Genomic DNA, 20,475 nt, shown 5'->3' on the forward strand with positions numbered 1-20,475 from the left:
TAACCGGGAATCCAGTATACTTTGCGCCTGAGGAGGAGCAAGTCTGTAAGGATTCTCTCTACACGGGTTATTATAACCCTGCATGTCAGCCAGAAATCGTTTGAGGAATGAAATGCACATATAGCGGAATGAAATGCCTTTAAAGTCGCATAATTTGCCGAAATTCCTTGGCCTTGCTACGGCTTACTGGAATTTCAGCCTCTAGTCCACGCAAACGCAGGAGATACGTATGATTAAACCAAGGTACAATTTCACGGATCTGCGACAGATTAACTGTGTACGATCGGTGACAGCGGAAAAAGTCCTGCTGCGGCAACCGGCTATGAAATTCTGAAATGCTCATCGGCATCGTATATTCTTCGTGCCTAGTAAAGACACGGGTCACCTTTTCCTGCGCACACGCATAGTAAATATCGTTCGCATCCGTTACGATGATTTTGTCATTTTTCAGCAGATTAATACGACCTGGCGCAGCAACGGTGCTGGCTTCAGCAGCTCGGGGTTGCGCCGTCTGGACAGGCTCCTGTATTGGAACGTTCTGCTGCTCATAAGCATTTTCCAGCTTACGCAGCATAGATGCGATCCGTTTTTCATCATAGGGTTTGAGGATGTAGTCGAACGCCTCCAGTTCAAAAGCCTGCGCCGCATGTTCTTTATAGGCGGTCGTAAAAATAATATAGGGCTTTTTGGCAAATTTGCTAATGTTCTGTGCCAGCAGCATCCCGTCCAATGAAGGAATATTAATGTCCAGAAAGATCGCATCCGTCTCCTGATCTTGCAGAAACCGAAACACATCTAGCCCATCCTCGAAACTATCGGTCACCTCAATGTTGCTATGAGTCTGAATAAGATACTCCAGCTCTTCACGCGCCGGAAGTTCATCTTCTACAATTATGGCCTTCATGACTTCTCCTTTGGTATGTCAAAATAAACTTCGGTGCCCGGCTCATGCTTGAGAATAATAACTCCTTCGCCGTACATAAGCTTGAGTCGTCTGTGCACATTGTACAAGCCGATCTGTTTAGCCGGAACCCGATCATGATACAGGTTATCCACAACATCATCGCGTATACCCACCCCGGTATCTGCCACAGAAATACGCACCTTTTCTCCACGATCCTTTACAGAAATGGTTACTGTACCTGCCCCCTTTTTCTTGAGGATTCCATGATTAATCGCATTCTCAACCAGGGGCTGGATAATAAGGCTTGGAATACGCACAGACACCTCATCCATTACATACTCTACCTGAAGCCGGTTGCCGAAGCGTGCTTTTTCAATTTCTACGTAATCAGACACCTGCTGAAGCTCCTTATGAATTTCAATCAAATCATCATTCAGCTCCAAATTATAGCGCAGATAACCCGATAAATTAATGATCAGCTCTCGTGCCTTATCCGGCTTGGTGCGTGTCGTCGAGGCAATGGCGTTCAGCGCGTTGAACAGAAAATGAGGATTGATCTTAGTCTGGAGTGCCTTTAACTCGGCCTTATTCGCCGCTTCCTTAATTTGCTCCACACGCGATACTTCCATTAACGTGGAAATGATTTGAGACAAGCCAATCGCCATCGTCTGCAACGGATACGTGATTTTATAAGCTTTGCGATAATAAATCTTCAACGTTCCGGTTACTTCTCCGCGCTCCTCTAACGGGATAATGAGCAGGGACTGGATTTGGGGTGTTTTATCGTCTGCAATATGATTGCGGATCGTGATTTTACCGCTGCGGATCGTCGATTTAGTCACATCGCTAATGATCTCATCTCCGATGTGATAACGCTCTTCGCCAAAACCGACATAGGCCAGCACATCTCTGGTATCCGTAATCGCCACCGCGTCTGCCTTGATGTCTTCTTTTATGATCGAGCAAATCGTATGCAAGGATTCGGCATTAATGGAGCGAAAATAAGGTAACGTCTTATTGGCAATATCCAGTGCCAGCTTGGCCTGTCTGGCCGCGATATTCTCCTTTTCCCCCTCCACACTCTGGATCAACAGAACGATTAAACCGATACTGACTTCTCCGATAATCATCGGTAGACCAATCTTGGAAACGATGTCCACTCCAAGGCTATGGGGTTGTGCCATCACCATAATGAGCAGCATCGTCAACGCTTCGCAGACCATACCTGCGGCGATACCGACCAGCCATCTCTTGGAACGATTGACCCGGCGGCCGATGTATCCTGACACCACACCTGCCAGAATACTCGTAATCAGACACGGAATCGAGGTCACTCCCCCGATATCAATCAGATAACGATGGATACCCGATATAATACCTGTAACGATCCCAACCCAGGGTCCAAACAAAATACCGCCTGCCATAATTGCTATGATTCGAACGTTAACAAGCGAACCTTCAACTTCAATCCCGGTGTAGGTGCCGAACAGTGCAAACATGCAAAAAATCAATGTTAGTATGGCCAGCTCTGCCGGAGAATGACTGTTCTTTTGCAAGGTTTCCTTAAATCGGGGGATACGTGTAATAAAAAATAAACAAATCAGTAACAACGCTGCGCGCTCAAATAGCTGCATCAGCATTTCCAACAAGGCGTTCACCTGCGTTCCTCCCAAATAAAAACGAATATGCTTATGTTATCGTGTACGTCGTTCATACACACCATACCCAAGTATCATCAAGCCACATACGAATAAAATAATAACAAATATATTGTCAACAAAACTCGGCATATCAGGTTCTGACATAGAAATGCCCGAACTATTCAATTTAACAGGTACGGAATTCGCAGCCCATTGAATGACCGCTATAAAGCGCTCCATCGTATATATCACTCCGCTACCCAATAGGCTCAACACGCCGAATAACAAATATTTAAGCTCCATAAGAATTTATCCCCCCTTAGTTACAAAGCATTTAAACTGCCACAAATTATACCATCAACTTCCATCTAATTATAGCTTCTAGAAATCGCCTCTTCTTCATTTCCCTTCTTCAAACGCAGAAAAAAACCGGAGAGTACCGCTTGATAGCGATACTCCCCGGCTCTCTAGTCCGATGAAGAAGCTTGTCGGTTATTTGCTTTTGCTGATTTCGGTAGGACTGTTGTACTCCTTCTGATCATGTACCAGTTCTTTTAATTGGATAATCAACGCCTCTAGCTCACTAAACCCGGTCACCATATTGGAGGTTATATTTCGTTGTTCCTCTACTCCAGCCAAAATTTGTTCTGATGCTGCACTCGCCTGTTCCGTTACACTTGAAAATTCCGTCATCTCTTGAACAACCTGAGATGAATACTGCTGCATGCTATTCGTACTGTTTTCCACATCCACGGCCTGCATCAGCACTTTATTGGCGTTTTGCAGGATGTCTTCCAGTACAATTTCGGTCGAATGTGCCGATTCCATACTTTGCTGTAGCCTGTGCTGTCCCATGTCAAATTGGCTTACGACAGAATCCATCTGAGTTCTCAGTTGAGTCAAAATAGCTTCCATCGCCACCGAGGTGTTCCCTACCATTTCAGCCAAATTACGCACTTCGCCAGCTACGATGGCAAATCCTTTTCCATGCTCTCCCGCTCTGGCGGCCTCAATGGATGCATTCAAGGACAGCAAATTAGTTTGTTTCGAGATTTGAGTAATATCTTTAAGCATGGCAGACATGTTATCACTTTGTACTCTAAACTCGTCCAGTTCTTCTTTGGTACGACTCATGACTTGACCCAAATCCTTAATTTGAGACGTCAATGCAAGCAGTTGACTGCTCCCTCTGTCCCCGGCATTTTTCGTATCTTCGGAAAGCTGCTTCAGTTCTCGGGAATGATCAGCTACCTCTCGCACGTGCTGGTCAGATTGAGCCAAGTTATCCGTAACCTCGGTGATATTCGAAGCTTGCATTTCTACCCCTTTGGCAACCTCCTGAAATCCGATAGCGACTTCATTTGTCACGCTGCCCGTCGCATCTACTTGATTCCTGAATCGTTCTGTAAAGCTATGCAATCCAGCCACTGCTTGTCTAACTTGCTCAAACAGAAATTCAATTCGTTGCCTTGTAGCATCGATATCTTTATTTTGCTCTTCACTTTTCTTAAACTGCTTTTGATTTAACACCGATACCACTAACAGTAGCAAACCAATGAGTAAAACAATAATAAACTCATGCACATAGCGCAAAGAACCGGTAGCCGGGGGAATTGGGGGCGTACCGATTGTTATTTGCACAAATATATTACAGAGATTTAAGGTCATAGCTACCAGAAAATACCGGTAAGACGGATACAGCAAAAACAAAGAGCAAATTAATATGGTGGTCCCTACCTCGACGTTAGATAAGTTCAAAAATATACACATTAATACGCTAAAAAACGTAGTAATCCACGGAATAAGGCGGATTCCTTTCTTTTTCACATTCAGGATCGTTAAAACTGCCGCGACTACAAATCCTACACCATTAGATACCCACATCGAGGGATTAGATAATGCCGGGACGATGCCGCTCAAGGCCATAATCCAAAAAATAATGATCACCAATTTGTTTCTTTGCCACAACAATTCACTCGTTCTGTCCATGATTGTGTACGCGCTCCTTAGAATATATATTAGGTATTTATAAAATAAAAATGTAAATACCATACTTTATATATCGTCATATCAGAACACGTAGTGAATGAAAATCATGCAAACACTCCACATTCCCTTTAATCGTCAAATTACAACAGGACAACTCTTAAAGGGAAAGAGTATGTAATTGTAAATAAATGAATGCAAAGAATCGCCCCCCTGACAGGGAGCGATTTTGAATTCATTTTTGATGATCTTTGCAATTGGAAAAGGTTCATGTACCACTGATAATATTAGGATTCCTTGTTTTCAGAAGCCTCTTCAGCGCCTTCGGTTGCCGCTGCATCACCTTCCACAGCAGCATTTTCTACTTCAACTGCACGTGGAACGATAATAGAAGCAAGCAGTTCTTCTTCAGGGACGTGCAGTGTTACTCCTTTAGGGAGTTTCAAGTCGCTAGCGCTCAGCTTGTCGCCAACATCCAGCGCGGATACATCCACCTCAATGGTAGATGGCAAATCAGCCGGAAGACCTTCGACCTCAACTTCCGTTTCCTGAACTTGCAGAATACCACCTGTTTTTGTACCTGCAGGTGTACCCTGATAATCAATAGAAACACGCACGCGAAGCGGTTTGTTTTTGGAGATTTTCAGAAAGTCGGCATGCAACCATTGGTTGTCACGCTGTTGATAATCTTTAATAATAACTGGAATGGTTTCTCCACCCTCTACTGTGAGGTTAAACACCTCTGAACGTCCGGTTTTGACTACTTTATTAAATTCCTTGGCATCGACATGTACAGGGGTTCCTTCAAGCTCAGAGCCGTAAACCACAGCTGGAATCCGTCCTTTTAACCTCAATCCACGAATGGCCGAACCCTTCTTCTCTGTTCTCGGCTGGGCGGTCAGTTGAATACTTCCTCCATTAGAACTCATGATATACAACCTCCTTCAGGTTACCTTACAAATGATTTTCCTCCAAGAATCTTGCCTGTTTACCAGTCGTACTACAGGATGTAAGCCAGCTAGCTGGCAAAACTAAACAAGTCCATAATTCTATTTTACCCCTTTTTTCTGAAACTGACACACGTTTGCATAAAAAAATAGCATTTCTCGAAATGATCGAAAAATGCTATTTTTGTGTATATACGCAACCAAGCACGCAAGTCTAACCGGCCCGATTATCATTTACCAGTAACAAATATTCTTCTCTGCCACTATGAATCAGTACCTGCATCACAGACTGGTTCTGGTCTATATCAATATATCGATCTGCCTCAACATCCTTGGCATCCCAGTGATTAAGCCGGACAATGTAGCCAATTCGCTGTATATCAGGAGCCACCTGAATACGCGCTATTGCACGACCGTCATCCAAATCCCGAAATTCGACATGTCCGTCGCGATGCCCAGTTCCCCATACCCATACGTTCCAGCCAGTGTATTGCCGATCCGTACGCTCGTAGATCAGTTCAATCGTACGAAATGGAGCGACTTCATTATCGTTTCCAAGCTGCACATCTGTCAAAGCCATGGCTGTACCTGCAATTTCTTGATCTGTTCCCTCATCCGAGTCTTCCAATTCGTTCTCCGCCTGACGATTAGCCTGATCTTGTTCAGTCAAAAAGGAGACTCGTGCAGGTTCTTCCTGATCATATAACACCATCATTGACCAGCGCGATACAGTTACACGATGGCCTACGACTTCATACCGTGTCTCATTACCAGCCCCGTGTGCGTCCACGACCACATGCCAACGATCCGATTCCGCAGGCAATACTATCGTCTGCTCCGTATCCGAGCCGTTATAAATCACCACAATATGATTCCAGGCATCGCCGTTAGCATGGTGCCTCAAAGCAAAGGCCACCACATGCCCACTGCTTTGCAGCACTTCCATGTGCTGCTCCACCAGCTCACGTTGGTCCATTCGGAATGCTGGGTGGCTGCGTCGCAAAGCAATTAAGCCTTGGTAGTAATCAAACACGGGGCGAAACCTCGCCTTGTTATCCCAATGAATGGCATTGACCACATCTGAGCTCCGGTAACTATTGTGGTCTCCATATTTGGAGCGCAACAGTTCATCCCCTGCATGAATAAAAGGAATACCTTGAGATGTGAGTACCATGCCGTTGGCCAACAGGGACTTGCGCACGGTTTCGTCCTCTAGCAGGTTATTTTCATCCAGTTCCCCATACGGATCTGCTTCGGCAACAGCATGTTCAGGTGTCCTCCCATCCTGTGGCTTCCCCTGCTCCCATTGTGGAAAACGACAGTGCTCCCGCAAATGTCTTACCGTCAAAATTTTATCCCACAGATTGAGATTATCGTGGGCAGTTACATAATTGACGGTCTCCGATGGCTGAGCTGTGAAATCATGAATAGCCCCAAAAGCACCTTTGAGCACCTGCTCCTCCTGATGTTCTGCCCCCGTGGCAAACCCGCTTCCAGTACCGTCGCTATCCCCCTTAATAGCAGAACGGTAGTTGTCGTTAAAAACAGCAAAGCCTTTGTCCCGTTGTGTTCCTTTTAGCGTAAGCAAGGGTTGTGGAGATTCTCCTCCCGTCCAAGGCTCACCATAGATCAGCAGATCCGGACGCACTTCAGAGCGAAGTTCTTGCGTAAGTTGCACCATGGTTGGTGTATCAATCAGACCCATCAGATCAAATCGAAAGCCGTCTATATGATATTCCTCTGCCCAATAGCGTAGTGAATCCTTGATATACTTGCGCACCATCGGACGTTCGGTTGCCACCTCATTGCCTACACCTGATCCATTGGTGAGCTGTCCTTGTTCATCCGTACGGTAATAATATCCAGGTACAACAGGCTCAAATGGCCCCTGTTCCACCGAATACGTATGGTTGTACACGACGTCCATAATGACACCGATGCCGGCAGAATGCAAAGACTGTACCAGCAGTTTCAACTCTCGTATACGTGCCTCCGGATCAGCCGGATTGGAGGAATAAGACCCCTCCGGCACATTATAATGCTGCGGATCATAGCCCCAGTTATATTCAGTATCTAATTCCGCAAAGTCGTTCACCGTATGAAAATCAGCTACTGGAAGCAAATGAACATGTGTAATGCCCAGTTCCAGCAGATGATCCAGCCCGATGCTGTTCCCCTCAGGATCCTTCAATCCCGTATACGTAAAGGCCTCAAACCGTCCCTGAGCAGTAGATAAGTCTTTTTTCCCCGTATTAAAATGGGTATCCATCGAAAAATCACGCACATGAACCTCATAAAGAATGGCATCCGTCGGCCGCTTAAGGGTAGGCCCCGCATCCAATTCCCATCCATCCGGGTTGGTTTGAGCCAAATCAATGATCGCTGTACGCTGCCCGTTGGCTGATACCGCTGTGGCATATGGATCGGCAGCATAATGAACGGTGTTGTCCGCCCACTCCAGCCTGTACATGTAATAATATTTGTTCCAGTCACCTTCCAGCTCTATAGACCATACCCCTTGATCATCACGGATCATGAGAAATTCCTGACCCCCGCCGTGCTCCTGAACGTTCCCCTCCTGATCGTACACTCCCGCATCGCTATACAACGCTATATGGACCTGCTTCGCAGTCGGTGCCCATACCTTGAACTTGCTGCCCGCAGGCGTATAAGTAAGACCCAAATCATAGCCTTCATATATGGGATATGTTGTGTGCTCAAGCTCCTTAAGCTGATTGAAATCTGACATTTCTGTTCACCACCCATTTCTGTACATCGGCTTACAGCCTCTGTTCATCCATCATTTATGATGTTTATGACTTGTCAATATACCTCAGGATTTTATAAAATCTTCACCTAATAGGCTATCAAAATAAGACAAGCTTGAAAAGCTGGATGATTTAAATAAGGATGACGCTTCCATTTCAACGCACACTCCATTTTATGACAATACCATGAACAGGCTACAGCTTTTGCCCTCAAGGTATAACAATAATTTCCTAGATTTCATCACTTATCGCTAAAAAAGTACGTTAAAAAACGTTAGAAAAGTTAGGACAGTCTTCGATTATCCATTTGAAAAATATCATCAGCAATCCGCAAGGTAGAACTTCGATGCGAAACAAGGACAATCGTTTTATCTTGCTGCTGTTCCTTTAACGATTTTAAAATAATCGCCTCGTTCAGACTATCCAAATTGCTGGTAGGCTCGTCAAGCAGTAAGAGAGGCGCATCATGGACAAAGGCTCTGGCCAGCCCCAAGCGTTGACGTTCTCCACCAGACAGCCTGTCCCCTAATTCTCCAACTCGGCTGTCATACCCTTGAGGCAAGGTCATAATAAAATCGTGCACGGATGCCTTACGCGCTGCTTCCACAACCTGCTCATGTGTAGCATTAGGCTTTCCGATTTTGATATTAGCTGCAATGGAATCATCAAACAGGAACGTATGCTGGTCGACATAGCTCTGTAAGCCTCTCAAATGTCGGGTCCCAATTTCCTTCAGATCGTGTTCGGATAGCAAAATTGCACCTTGCTGCGGGTCCCTAAATCGCATCAGCAACTTCAGCAGCGTAGACTTGCCTGAGCCGCTTTTACCCTGAATGCCTAAAATCCGCTGATGCGGTATCGTGAAACTTACATCATTCAGCACCGTTTGACCATCGTATGCAAAAGTCACCTTGTCTACTCGTGCTCCCGTAAAGGCAACGCTCGTCCCTTCGATATTTTCCTCTACCTCAGGGGTTTCCTCCAATAGACTCAACACTCGTTCCCCGCTCGCCAGCGTTTGAAGCAAATTGTTGGACAGATTGCTCAGTGCGACGACCGGACCAAATGAACTAAACAGGGCAATGACAGAAATCAGCATACCTGTAAAGTCAACCTGACCATTAGACATTCCGTACAATCCAGCCAGCAGCATCAAGAATGAGAATCCAACTACAGCCGCATCTGTGATGGCTCTTGTGATGCCTTCATGATGCTTTAAGTCCTTCTGCTTGGCATCCAATTGATCTGTACGACGGTTAATCTCATTCAAACGTTGTTCTCCTTGCCCATATTGCACAATTTCCTTCATCCCCCGTAAGCTGTCCAAAAAATAACTGCTCAGCTTGCCAAAGCTGCTTCGGTATTCCATCCCCTGACGTTTGCCCATACGTGACGTGAGTAAGGGAATAAATAAACCGACAGTTAGGTAAGCGAGCGCAGCGAGCCAGCCTAATAGAGGCTCATAAGAACCGATAAAAAATACCATGAGCAGTGAGGTGATGATGCCAATCATAACAGGAGCTATCGTATGCGCATAAAATACTTCCAGCAGTTCAATATCACTCGTAATGAGTGATATCAGATTCCCCTTGTCCTTGCCTTCCAATTTGGCTGGAGCGAGTCTTCGCAGGGCTTGAAGCACCTTATCACGCAGTACAGCCAGTAGCTTGAAAGCGAGATAATGACCACTCATTTGCTCGCCATAACGGAATACCCCGCGCAGTACGGCACAAACCACGATCGCCGTCAGCAAAAACGATAGGGTGTAGCCTGTCGTGATGCTCGTTGCTGTAAGCAGAGCGAGGGCTCCGAACACTATAATGCCAATAGCACAAACAAAACCAAGCACTCCTGTAACAATCGTGATGAGCAGTACAGGTAAAAGAGGACCCGCCAATACCAATAATTGGCGCATGATCCGTAATCCGTGTCTACGCATATACAGCCCCTCCTTTTACAAACTGCTCTACCTGGTGTTGACTGAGATACATCTCCGCATAATGTTCCTGCTGGCTCAACAGCTCATGATGCGTTCCCGATTCTGCCACCAAACCGTTTTGCAGCACATAAATACAGTCGGATTGAACTACATTTTCCAGTCTGTGAGAGATAAGAATCACTGTTTTTTGACCTGCCAGCGCATGTATTACCTCCATGATGCCTTCCTCACTTTCACTGTCAATGTTAGAGGTGGCCTCGTCAAAAATGTACACACGACTATCATGCAGCAATGCTCTGGCTAGTGCTAGCCGTTGGCGCTGTCCTCCTGACAGATTCGCTCCCTGCTCTTCCAGTTCTGCTTCCAGTCCTCCTTCTGAGAGGATAAAATCATACAGCTTCACTTGTCGCAAAGCTTCCAGCATTTGTTGCTCATCCGCGTGCTCATTGCCCATTTTTAAATTTGCTTCCACGGTGCCTTTAAAAATATAGCTGTTAAAACCGATCCAGGTCATGTGACGCATACGGCTTTCTTCCGAAATATCGGTAAGCTCAGTTCCTCCAATCGTCAGACTTCCTCGATACCCCTCGTGATGCCCAACGATCAATCCGGCTACCGTACTTTTACCAGAGCCTGATTCCCCAACAATTGAAACCAAGCTGCCCTGAGGAATATCCATGGATATATTTCGTAAGGTATCTCTTTCGTCGTAGGCGAAACTCACCTGTTCCAGTCGTATATCTGTGTTTTCTATGCTTTTTTGTCCTTGTATAAGATCCTCTGTACTCAACATTTGAAATATTTTGTCGCTTGCTGCCATTCCGTTCATGGCGATATGAAAGTAAGAACCCAGCAGACGCAGAGGAATGAAAAATTCTGCCGACAGCAAAACAATGATGATTGCTCCTGCCAAGCCAATATGTCCCGAAGAATATTCGCTTACCGCGACCAGTACACCCGCAGCGGCACCACCAAATGCGATAAGATCCATGATGGCCACGGAGTTAAGCTGCATAGTCAGCACTTTCATCGTCATTTTGCGAAAATCCTCAGCTGCTGTGTTCATTTCCTGATGTTTATCCTGGTCTGTTCCGTACATTTTGAGCGTAGTCAGACCTTGTACATTTTCCAAAAAGCTGTGGCCCAAATTGACGTAACTACCCCAATATTTCCGAAAAAGCTTTTTAGCCATCCTCATAATGACAATGATCGACACTGGAATTAAGGGAACGCAGATCAATAGTATAATGGCTGCTTTGAAGCTGACAAAAGAGAGGGTGATGAATAACGTTACGGGGGCAAGCAGACTGTAAAATAGTTGAGGCATATATCTACCGAAATAGGTTTCAAGCTGCTCTACTCCTTCTACAGCAACCTGAATAACCCCCGAGGTGGAGGTATGATCTGTATATGCGGGTCCCAGCTTCAGCAACTTGCCGTAGATTTGCGAGCGCAGCGTTTTTTTAGCATTCACCGAAGCACGATAGGATAACATACTGGCTGCATAATTGCTCAGGCAGCGAACTGCAATAGCAGCAATAACAATGACCGTCATAGATAGAATCAGCTTGCGAGTCACTTGTCCTTCCCATGCTTGCTGCATAACAAAAGCCATAGACAACACAGCGGCTATACTCCCCAAAAGACCGATCCACTGCACAAGCACACCCAATACGATATATTTCCGAGAATGTTCCACTAGACCAAGCAGACGGCTGTCGACCATTTTAGACCTTTTTTTGGGAGTAGGTGTAGGTATAGGTTCAGGTGAAGATGAAGGCGTTATTTCTACTGCAGCGTTTCTCACTGTTCCGATGCGGAATATAAAGTAATAATATTTAAAAAGGATGACCAAGACGATGAGCGTTTTGCCCCACACATTAGGGGTGAAAATAAAGCCTGTAATCAGCATCGTTGACGCTAAGCCCAATGACGTGATTTTCGTAGACAGCTTCAATGACCTTGTTTGGACAAAACTCTCTAGATGCTTTTGGTACAGAGAGGTGTTCGAAAACCACTGGTGAATCCTTTCGGACCCCCGCATAAAGAAAAAGGTCGCTAGCAGCAGAAACGGTGTAGTCGGTAGCAACGGTAGCACTACACCAATAACTCCAAGCGCCAAAAATAAAAACCCTAAGGTAATATAGATCGGTTTCACTATAATCCTCCCTAATAGTTATAATAGTAATGATTTCATTTTATAGATAATGATAATCATTATCAATATAAATAATTTAAGCAGGTTGTTATGTGATGTAAATCACGCATATAAAAATCCTCTTGAAGCACATCCCTACAGAACACGTTAGTGTTGATGTGGATGCTTTGCCTTCAAGAGGATTATCGAAAGATAATATTGATAATTCGTTGTTTTATGAATTTATAATATCATATTGCTCTAATATCTGCCGATGTAACGGGTGGTCTGCGGTTATGGAAGTATAACGCGTCAGCGCCGCACCCAGTCCTTCGCTACGAATCGCCTGCTGAAGCTCGACTGCCTCGGGGTCTTCCGTAATATCAAATTTACAGGCAGCAGCCATTCCTAACGCCAGATGATCCGTAGGGATGCCATACTCCTGCGCTTGGAGCGCGGGACGTACAAGACGATCATTGGGGGACAGCTTGCGCAACGGTGAACGTCCGACCCGAGTAACATCGTCTGTCAGATTAGGATTGCGGAAGCGATCCAAAATTTTAGAGATGTATTTCTTATGCTCCCCTTGATCCAAACCGAAGCGCTTCACAAGCACCGCTCCCGTTTCCTCCAGTGACCCTTGTATCGAATCCACCACCTTGCTATCCTTCATGGCCTCCTGAATGGTAGCATAACCTGCGGTATAACCAAGATAAGCTGCCACGCAATGTCCCGTATTTACCGTGAACAGCTTTCGTTCAATGTAAGGCTCTAGATCCTGCACGTACAGGATACCTTCGATTTCTTCATGCTCAGATGCCATTTGCGAACGATCCACCACCCACTCATAAAAAGGCTCTACCTGCACATGTAACGGGTCCTCGTGTTGCTGGATCGGCACAATCCGGTCTACGGCAGCATTTGGAAAATACACCGAAGCCTCAGCCTTGGCACGGGTCGCCTCATCCAATAGCGCAAAAACATGCTCTTTCAGTTGCGCACTGCCTCCGATTGCATTTTCACAGGCAATCACATGCAGCGGCCTCGCTCCTCGCTCTACCCGCCGCTTGATGCCCTCCGCAATGCCTGCTGCAATGTGCTTGAGGATGCTGACACCTACTGCGGTCGTTACCAGATCAGCGTGGTCTACCGCATCGGCTACAGCCGCTGCATCCTTGCCGTCAATCGCCGTCACATTCATGACCAGCTCCGTATCCTTTGTATCATTGGCTAACTCTACGGTGTATTGTTTACGACGGCGTAACTCGGATACAAGGGTGTCATTGACATCTGAAAAGACAACCTCATAGCCTGCACGCGACAGAATCAATCCGATAAAGCCGCGACCGATATTTCCTGCTCCAAAGTGGACGGCTCTCATAGCTCCAGCTCACTTTCGAACAGATCTATAATTTCCTGTGGGGTCACCGCGTTGCGAAGTTTCTCCATGTTTTCTTCCTCTGCACACACCACAGCAATACTCGTCAAAATCTCCATATGATCGCCGCCTTGTGCTGCAATGCCGATTACCATGTATGCTTTTTCTTCCCCAAAATCTACGCCTTGCGGAAACTGAACGATGGAGATGCCTGTGGATTGAATAAGCGTCTTGGATTCCTTGGTGCCATGTGGAATAGCCAGCCCGTTCCCGATATAGGTGGACACGATCTCCTCGCGTTCCAGCATCTTGTCAATGTACTCACTTGAAATATGTCCTGCATCCAGCAGGATTTGTCCAGCCATACGAATCGCCTCATATTTGTCTTTGGCGGTTGCATTCATTTTTACTTTGTCTATCGTCATAATACTCACGGTAGGTTCCTCCCTGTCCCTAATTTACTGTGTAAAAATCCAGCTAGCTCACTCGATATATAATTGACAATATGATCCCTGCTACCGTGTTCCAGTAGCGTAACCATGTCTTCCTGCAAGAGTAATGCACTAATCTCGCTCAATACCTCCAAGCTTTCTCTCGGCAGCTCACGAGGTCCCAACATGAGCAGCACGCATTCTACCTGTTCGCCTGTATCCGCCAACAGCGGCTCTGCCAGCTTATACAAGGTAAGCGAAGGTTTGCGAATATAGTGGCTACGCGTATGAACTAAAGCAATGGAGGTATCAGAGATCACCTGACTACCTTGGCGCTCTCTTTCCATGAGTTGTGCAGCAACCGCAGAAGGCTCTGTAACATTCCCCCGCCCCGCCTCCAACATGCATATAGCCTCTACGGTCGCCGCCATATCCATCTCCTGATTTTCCAGCGGGTACACTTGAAATTGCTGTACAATGTGTACAATTTCATCGAGACTTTTCCGCAGACCGGTAAGCCACTCCATGTCCTGACCGGGCTGAACGACGTGTTCCTGCTGATGGTCATCAGGATGATTGAGTGTAATATGCTGGATAAATTGACGCAGGCGATCACTCTCCTCCTGCGTCAGCAGCGGGCTGATCTTAAGATAGCGATCTGGTTCAAGCGGTAGCTCTACTGTCGAAATGATCAGATCATAATCCTCCTTGGGGATCCGCGCCGCCTCGTACCATGAGGCCCTATCCACAATTTTGATCTGTGGCAGCTCTTTGGCGAGCCTTGTTGCCAGAAGTCTGGATGAACCAATGCCGCTCGTGCAGACTACGATGGCCCGCACCTCCCGCCGCAATTGTCGCAGCCGCTCCAGCGAAGCGCCGAAATGCATGACGAGAAATCCGATCTCTTCATCAGGGACTTTCATTTCTGTCATGTCCGCCGCAGCCTTTTTCACTGAGTCGAATAAGCTGCTGTAATCCTTGCGGATTTGCTGAAGGAGGGGATTACGAATCGACTTGCCTTCCTTCAAACGTTTGAATACCGGAGCCATATGGGCAATCAGTCCTTCACGCAGAACACGGTCCTCTTCCAATGGCGTGCCTGTTTCTTCCTCCACACGACGAATCAACTCATGAACCGACTCCAGCAGTACAAGATCATCGAGCGGCAGCAGCCGGGTAGAATGATCCTCGGCATCACGGAACAGCAGCCTGAAATAAGATCGTTCCGGGTCCGGAAAGTTAATATCCAGCGCCGCTGACAATTCTGTGCATATGCGTTCTACCATAGCTGTACGCAGCATGATATTCTCATCCGAATCTGTTTTTAAATAGGAGAGAAGAGGATCCATAACATACCCGAGTCGTAGACGTGCCAGCGAAACGCAAATCTGAATCAGCAACTCCATATATTTGCTTTCCACCATGTTTTCCAGCCACTTTTCATGGGGCTGCCAGAGGGCCTTTTCCACGATCAGCAAGTTCCCTCTGCCAATCATCTCCAGCAATTTGTCGGAGACACGAGTCACAGAACGAACCTCTCCCTGGCTGGAAAACAGATCAGATTCATCCAAATGTTCGAGGGCCAGCTCGGAAATCGCCCGTCTTTTGTCTATCTCCCGTCCGGTAATCTCGACACCATATCCCCGTCTGCGGACAAGCACGAGCCCTCGATCTCCGATCCAGTCTTGTAATTCGTCCAGATCATGACTGACCGTAGTTACCGTGACTTTCAGATCTGAAGCCAGCGCCAGCAGCTTGATCGGCTCCCGTGTATCCAGCAGCATGCAGAGAACCACGATCTTTCTCTCCTCAGCCGAATATTCGTCTGGATTCGTATACAGCAATTGCTTTCGCAGGCATACAAGCTGAGCTGGGTCTGCATCTATACAGATACCAATCCCTGACTTTTTCTCCAGCTTCACCTCATGAGTTGCCAGCCAATGCTCGACTGCGCCCAGTTCCCGATGAACCGTCCTTGTGCTGACATTGATCTTCGTGGCAATTTCCCCGGCAGTAACCTCTTTGGACTGCTCCAGAAGATATTCCACGATGTCACGTTGTCGTTTCGTAATATTCATAAGCGCATACCGTTCCTTCCCAAGCTCATCCCTCCAGCAGGAGACGTACACTGCATACAGTCCGCCTGACTATGACGGGGATTAAGAATCGGATTTCAGACGTTCAACCAGCGCTTCGTATTCAGGACTCTTCAGAAAATTGTCAATGGAAATGTGTTCAGCATTCGGGACTACTGTTTTAGCCCGGTCTGTCAACGTTTTTTGCGTAATGACAATATCCGCATCCTGTGGAATTTCACTGATTGCCGTATTCGTAACTGTTACGCCTACGCCCGCCTGCTTCATTTTTTTGCGTAAAATCGAGGCACCCATCGCGCTTGAACCCATACCTGCATCACAGGAAAAGACAATCTTGTTCACTTCGGATTTATCCTTGAGCGTTCGATCTGCGACAATCTCGGCAGCACGATCAGATTCGTGGTTATCTTCCATTACAGTGGCGTTAGCACTGGCACTCTTGCTTTGATTTTTCATATCTTTCAGGCGAGATGCAGCTTCCTCCAGCCCCTCTTCTTGTTGCTTACCTGTCTTGAGTAACACTGCTGCAACAGCAAAGGATACGACCGCAGCAGCGATCACCCCGCTCAGCATTGGCAAATATCCACCTTTTGGCGTCATTAGAAAATAGGCGATGATACTACCCGGTGAAGGAGCAGCAACCAGTCCGGCACCTGTCAACATGAAACAGAAGGTTCCCACAACACCGCCAGCTATAGCTGCAAGAATCAGAATCGGCTTCATCAAAATATAAGGGAAATAAATTTCATGAATCCCGCCGAAAAAATGAATGATGACTGCGCCAGGAGCTGACGACTTCGCAGAGCCTTTGCCGAACAGACAGTAGGCCAGCAAAATACCAAGCCCCGGCCCAGGGTTGGATTCCAGCATGAACAGTACGGATTTGCCTGTTCTTGCAGCTTCCTCCAACGCAATCGGACTCAATACTCCGTGATTCAGCGCGTTGTTTAAAAATAATACTTTTCCGGGCTCAATAATGAGGTTGACAAGCGGCAATAGCCCCGCGTTCACGAGGAACTGTACCCCTGCCGACAACACTTGACTGATCATTTGTACAACCGGGCCGATCGCCACATGGGCAAGCAGTGCTAGAATGGCACCGATAATCCCGGCCGAAAAATTATTGACCAGCATTTCAAAGCCTGATCTGACTTTGCCTTCAATGGCCTTGTCGAACTTCTTCAATATCCACGCAGCCAGCGGACCAGCTACCATCGCGCCCAGGAACATCGGGATATCGGCTCCTACTATGACACCCATCGTCATGATGGCACCGATCACACCTCCACGCTGTCCGTGAATCATCGTGCCCCCTGTATAACCAATCAGCAGCGGCAACAAATAATTTTTCATCGGATCAACCAACTGTGCAAAACCTTCGTTCGGGAACCATCCGGTCGGAATAAAGAGTGCCGTAATCAACCCCCACGCAATAAAGGCTCCCATATTGGGCATAACCATACCGCTAAGAAAACGGCCAAAACGCTGTACGGCGACACGAGTGCCTCCTTTTGAACTTGGCTTTGCGTCCAATGTACTCATATTCAAATCCTCCTTGTAGGTAAGCATCACTACCTTTTCTTAAAATTCATACTAAATGACAGCGCTATCTTCATCAACGAAATGAAAACGTACTTTCGTCATGAACGTTGATGACAACATTTAAATTTAAATTATCCAGGAAGATATTATACCTGCATAATTCTTCTTAATATGACCTGTAGCTATAGAAATTAGTCGAAAAACCGCGCTGGATTATGTATGATTCCTATATGGGGACAACCCACTATATCAGAACAACACACGTAATTACGTTTTCATAAAAAAGACAAAAAAATAGCCGCTACGTCAAATCATAGCGACTATTTTATACAAAAATCGAGCAAACTAACGATGCTCTTATTCAATTAAAAATCAATATAAAATTCCGAATAACACGCTATTATTTCATGCTGCATTGCTCTATTTATTACTCCGAAATCAACTGCTCATACTGATCCGCCGACAGTAGTTTGCCCAATGATTCCTCCACATCTTTATCCATCTCTACTTCTACCATCCAACCTTTGTCATATGGAGATTCATTCACTAGCTCAGGTGTACCTTCCAGCGCTTCATTCACTTTTAATATGGTTCCCGTCACCGGAGCAAAAAGGTCGGATACCGTCTTCACCGATTCAATCGTACCGATCTCCGCTCCCTGCTCAATCGTTACTCCCGCCTCAGGTAATTCTACAAAAACAATATCACCCAGTTGGTGCTGTGCAAAGTCTGTAATACCAATCCGCACCGTTCCATTCTCTGTCCGCTGAACCCACTCATGTTCGTCTGTATACCAAAGTTGCTGCTTCACTTCACCCATTCTGTTCCCCTCACTTCCATATGAATAAAATCGCATTTGCTCACCTGTATTAGACAGGTTAAGATTATGACAATAAGAACACTCATGTCAATAATACTAACAAAAATACTTCATATCACCTCCTATAGCGCTCTATATAAAAATATAATAATTTATAACAAACGCTTACATATCCTTATTTATATATTAAATGTTTTTTCTATTGTTTTTGATGACATTTTTATTGACATTTTGAATGAATTTGCGTATTAATGGGTTATAGCAAATACTTTGGGAAACACCCGACAACTGCAAACGCGGATGAACGCAGAGGGAGAGACTGCCAAAAAGATTCGCATAGCTGTTGCCGCTTGTGAGACAGTTGTGCACGCGAATCGGATCAAGTTGTTATCTGCAAAGCCAGGTAATATACTGCTGATCCCGAAGGTAGCGCCGAAGGAGTAAGCCTGCATTGCAGGTGAATCTCTCAGGCAAAAGGACCTCTGCCGGACGCATCTCTGGAGAGCATTCGCTATTGGAGCGGATCACCCAAGAGGAAACCCGGTACATACCGGGGTAACTTTCTGGTATCAAGGACAGAGCTGAAAAAAGAGTATAGACTGCTGTCTATACGTTTTTTTCGGCCTGTCTTTTTTGTTTAGCCGATTACACCGGATAGGAGTGGAAACATGACTAATTTGCGAAAAACACCGCTATATTCATCCTACGGGACGCAGTCTGGGGTTCGTTGTATTGACTTTGGAGGCTGGGAGCTCCCCGTTCAGTTTAGCGGCATTCAAAAGGAGCATGAGGCCGTCCGGCAACGTGCGGGTTTATTCGATGTATCGCATATGGGTGAGTTTTTGGTTGAAGGCAAAGAGGCCGAAGCTTTTCTACAAAGGGTGACCACGAATGATGTCAGCCAGTTGGAACCAGGTCAGGCACAATATTCACTCCTGTGTTACCCCGATGGAGGTGTAGTAGACGACCTGCTTGTTTACTGCAAAGGACCGGAACGCTACATGCTCGTTGTGAACGCCTCCAACATTGATAAGGATTGGGATTGGTTACTTCGTCATGTGCCTGCATCCGTTCACATGGAGAATGTGTCTGATGCAATAGCATTGCTGGCATTGCAGGGACCGGAAGCAGCACGTATTGCCGCAGCCGTGGCAGATACGGATATTACGAATCTGGCATCTTTCCACTTTCATGAGAACGTGCCATTGTTCGGAGCAAAAGCACTCGTCTCACGAACCGGATATACGGGCGAAGACGGTTTTGAATTTTACGTACCTGCCGCGGAAGCACCCGCCGTATGGGAGGGTTTGCTTCGTTCCGGTGAGTCGTATGGGCTGATTCCCGCTGGACTTGGTGCTCGGGATACACTACGCTTTGAGGCTCGGTTGCCGCTATACGGACAGGAGTTATCTGCCACAATTTCACCACTCGAAGCCGGTCTGGGTTTCTTCGTCAAGCTGAATAAAGGAGATTTTATCGGTAGAGAAGCACTTCAGCGTCAAAAAGAACAAGGGGTTCCTCGTAAATTGATCGGGCTAGAAATGATGGACCGCGGTATCCCACGCGCCCATTATCCGGTATTCGCAGAAGGACAACACATCGGTGAGGTCACAACGGGGACTCAGTCGCCCTCCTTGAAGCGTAATCTGGGCCTCGCCTTGGTGGACAGTCGTTTTAGCGCCCTCTCCACACCACTGGAGGTTGAGATTCGTGGCAAACGCCTGCGTGCCGAGGTGGTGGCAGCCCCCTTTTATAAGCGCCCACGCTGATCTTAAACTCTCCTTATTTCTATAAAGCAAACATGTCAGATATGTATTTCTGGGTTTTCATCTCACACTTTTTTATTAGCTCATTTACGGATTTAAAATTTTGCTTTTCGAAAGGAGC

The 20,475-nt window shown here is 46.4% G+C and carries 14 protein-coding genes and 1 riboswitch; of the genes, 1 reads left to right on the forward strand and 13 read right to left on the reverse strand.

The features are described 5' to 3' along the window. Positions 1-139 precede the first annotated feature (139 nt). From MKX46_RS08420 to gcvH, 13 genes are all read right to left on the reverse strand, one after another. Positions 140-904 carry a LytR/AlgR family response regulator transcription factor gene (locus MKX46_RS08420; RefSeq protein ID WP_029515686.1) on the reverse strand — a complete coding sequence of 255 codons (765 nt, stop codon included), beginning with the start codon at positions 902-904 and terminating at the stop codon, positions 140-142. Then, positions 901-2,562: a sensor histidine kinase gene (locus MKX46_RS08425; RefSeq protein WP_176715758.1), complete on the reverse strand. Its 1,662-nt coding sequence runs from the start codon at positions 2,560-2,562 to the stop codon at positions 901-903. Before MKX46_RS08425 ends, MKX46_RS08420 begins: the two co-directional genes overlap by 4 nt. A gap of 36 nt (positions 2,563-2,598) precedes the next feature. Continuing rightward, positions 2,599-2,847 carry a hypothetical protein gene (locus MKX46_RS08430; protein ID WP_029515688.1) on the reverse strand — a complete coding sequence of 83 codons (249 nt, stop codon included), beginning with the start codon at positions 2,845-2,847 and terminating at the stop codon, positions 2,599-2,601. A gap of 189 nt (positions 2,848-3,036) precedes the next feature. Then, complete coding sequence (locus MKX46_RS08435) at positions 3,037-4,533, reverse strand: methyl-accepting chemotaxis protein (RefSeq protein ID WP_029515689.1); 1,497 nt, start codon at positions 4,531-4,533, stop codon at positions 3,037-3,039. 284 nt (positions 4,534-4,817) lie between these two features. Continuing rightward, entirely contained in the window at positions 4,818-5,459 is a 642-nt protein-coding gene (locus MKX46_RS08440; protein WP_029515690.1) for a 50S ribosomal protein L25, read from the reverse strand. A 232-nt stretch (positions 5,460-5,691) separates the two neighbouring features. Continuing rightward, the gene (gene pulA, locus MKX46_RS08445) at positions 5,692-8,226 is read right to left on the reverse strand and encodes a type I pullulanase (protein WP_341071146.1); all 2,535 of its coding nucleotides are present in this window, start codon (positions 8,224-8,226) and stop codon (positions 5,692-5,694) included. 302 nt (positions 8,227-8,528) lie between these two features. After that, on the reverse strand, positions 8,529-10,184 hold the full coding sequence (locus tag MKX46_RS08450; RefSeq protein WP_341071147.1) for an amino acid ABC transporter ATP-binding/permease protein: 1,656 nt from the start codon (positions 10,182-10,184) through the stop codon (positions 8,529-8,531). After that, positions 10,177-12,342 (reverse strand): DUF454 family protein, encoded by a 2,166-nt coding sequence (locus MKX46_RS08455; protein ID WP_341071148.1) that lies wholly within the window; start codon positions 12,340-12,342, stop codon positions 10,177-10,179. The genes MKX46_RS08450 and MKX46_RS08455 overlap by 8 nt, the downstream gene beginning before the upstream one ends. 214 nt (positions 12,343-12,556) lie before the next feature. Then, positions 12,557-13,702 (reverse strand): mannitol-1-phosphate 5-dehydrogenase, encoded by a 1,146-nt coding sequence (locus MKX46_RS08460; RefSeq protein WP_341071149.1) that lies wholly within the window; start codon positions 13,700-13,702, stop codon positions 12,557-12,559. Then, positions 13,699-14,133 (reverse strand): PTS sugar transporter subunit IIA, encoded by a 435-nt coding sequence (locus MKX46_RS08465; RefSeq protein WP_165149651.1) that lies wholly within the window; start codon positions 14,131-14,133, stop codon positions 13,699-13,701. The genes MKX46_RS08460 and MKX46_RS08465 overlap by 4 nt, the downstream gene beginning before the upstream one ends. Next, positions 14,130-16,208 carry a BglG family transcription antiterminator gene (locus MKX46_RS08470; RefSeq protein ID WP_341071150.1) on the reverse strand — a complete coding sequence of 693 codons (2,079 nt, stop codon included), beginning with the start codon at positions 16,206-16,208 and terminating at the stop codon, positions 14,130-14,132. The genes MKX46_RS08465 and MKX46_RS08470 overlap by 4 nt, the downstream gene beginning before the upstream one ends. A gap of 81 nt (positions 16,209-16,289) precedes the next feature. Continuing rightward, on the reverse strand, positions 16,290-17,768 hold the full coding sequence (locus MKX46_RS08475; RefSeq protein WP_340956525.1) for a PTS mannitol transporter subunit IICB: 1,479 nt from the start codon (positions 17,766-17,768) through the stop codon (positions 16,290-16,292). A gap of 427 nt (positions 17,769-18,195) precedes the next feature. Further along, positions 18,196-18,588 carry a glycine cleavage system protein GcvH gene (gene gcvH, locus MKX46_RS08480; protein WP_069012484.1) on the reverse strand — a complete coding sequence of 131 codons (393 nt, stop codon included), beginning with the start codon at positions 18,586-18,588 and terminating at the stop codon, positions 18,196-18,198. Between the two features lie 392 nt (positions 18,589-18,980). After that, positions 18,981-19,080, forward strand: a riboswitch (glycine riboswitch). A 176-nt stretch (positions 19,081-19,256) separates the two neighbouring features. Between gcvH and gcvT the strand changes: the two genes are divergently transcribed. Further along, positions 19,257-20,357, forward strand: coding sequence for a glycine cleavage system aminomethyltransferase GcvT (gcvT, locus tag MKX46_RS08485; RefSeq protein WP_340886200.1), 1,101 nt, complete (start codon positions 19,257-19,259; stop codon positions 20,355-20,357). Positions 20,358-20,475 lie beyond the last annotated feature (118 nt).

This window comes from Paenibacillus sp. FSL P4-0113 (assembly GCF_038009305.1).
Lineage (GTDB): Bacteria > Bacillota > Bacilli > Paenibacillales > Paenibacillaceae > Paenibacillus > Paenibacillus polymyxa_D.

Bases quoted from the DNA above. Each gene is read 5' to 3' on its own strand.
- MKX46_RS08440 (WP_029515690.1), bottom strand. From the start codon at position 5,459: ATGAGTTCTAATGGAGGAAGTATTCAACTGACCGCCCAGCCGAGAACA.
- MKX46_RS08435 (WP_029515689.1), bottom strand. From the start codon at position 4,533: ATGGACAGAACGAGTGAATTGTTGTGGCAAAGAAACAAATTGGTGATC.
- MKX46_RS08460 (WP_341071149.1), bottom strand. From the start codon at position 13,702: ATGAGAGCCGTCCACTTTGGAGCAGGAAATATCGGTCGCGGCTTTATC.
- MKX46_RS08470 (WP_341071150.1), bottom strand. From the start codon at position 16,208: ATGAATATTACGAAACGACAACGTGACATCGTGGAATATCTTCTGGAG.
- MKX46_RS08430 (WP_029515688.1), bottom strand. From the start codon at position 2,847: ATGGAGCTTAAATATTTGTTATTCGGCGTGTTGAGCCTATTGGGTAGC.
- MKX46_RS08450 (WP_341071147.1), bottom strand. From the start codon at position 10,184: ATGCGTAGACACGGATTACGGATCATGCGCCAATTATTGGTATTGGCG.
- gcvT (WP_340886200.1), top strand. From the start codon at position 19,257: ATGACTAATTTGCGAAAAACACCGCTATATTCATCCTACGGGACGCAG.
- MKX46_RS08475 (WP_340956525.1), bottom strand. From the start codon at position 17,768: ATGAGTACATTGGACGCAAAGCCAAGTTCAAAAGGAGGCACTCGTGTC.
- gcvH (WP_069012484.1), bottom strand. From the start codon at position 18,588: ATGGGTGAAGTGAAGCAGCAACTTTGGTATACAGACGAACATGAGTGG.
- MKX46_RS08420 (WP_029515686.1), bottom strand. From the start codon at position 904: ATGAAGGCCATAATTGTAGAAGATGAACTTCCGGCGCGTGAAGAGCTG.
- pulA (WP_341071146.1), bottom strand. From the start codon at position 8,226: ATGTCAGATTTCAATCAGCTTAAGGAGCTTGAGCACACAACATATCCC.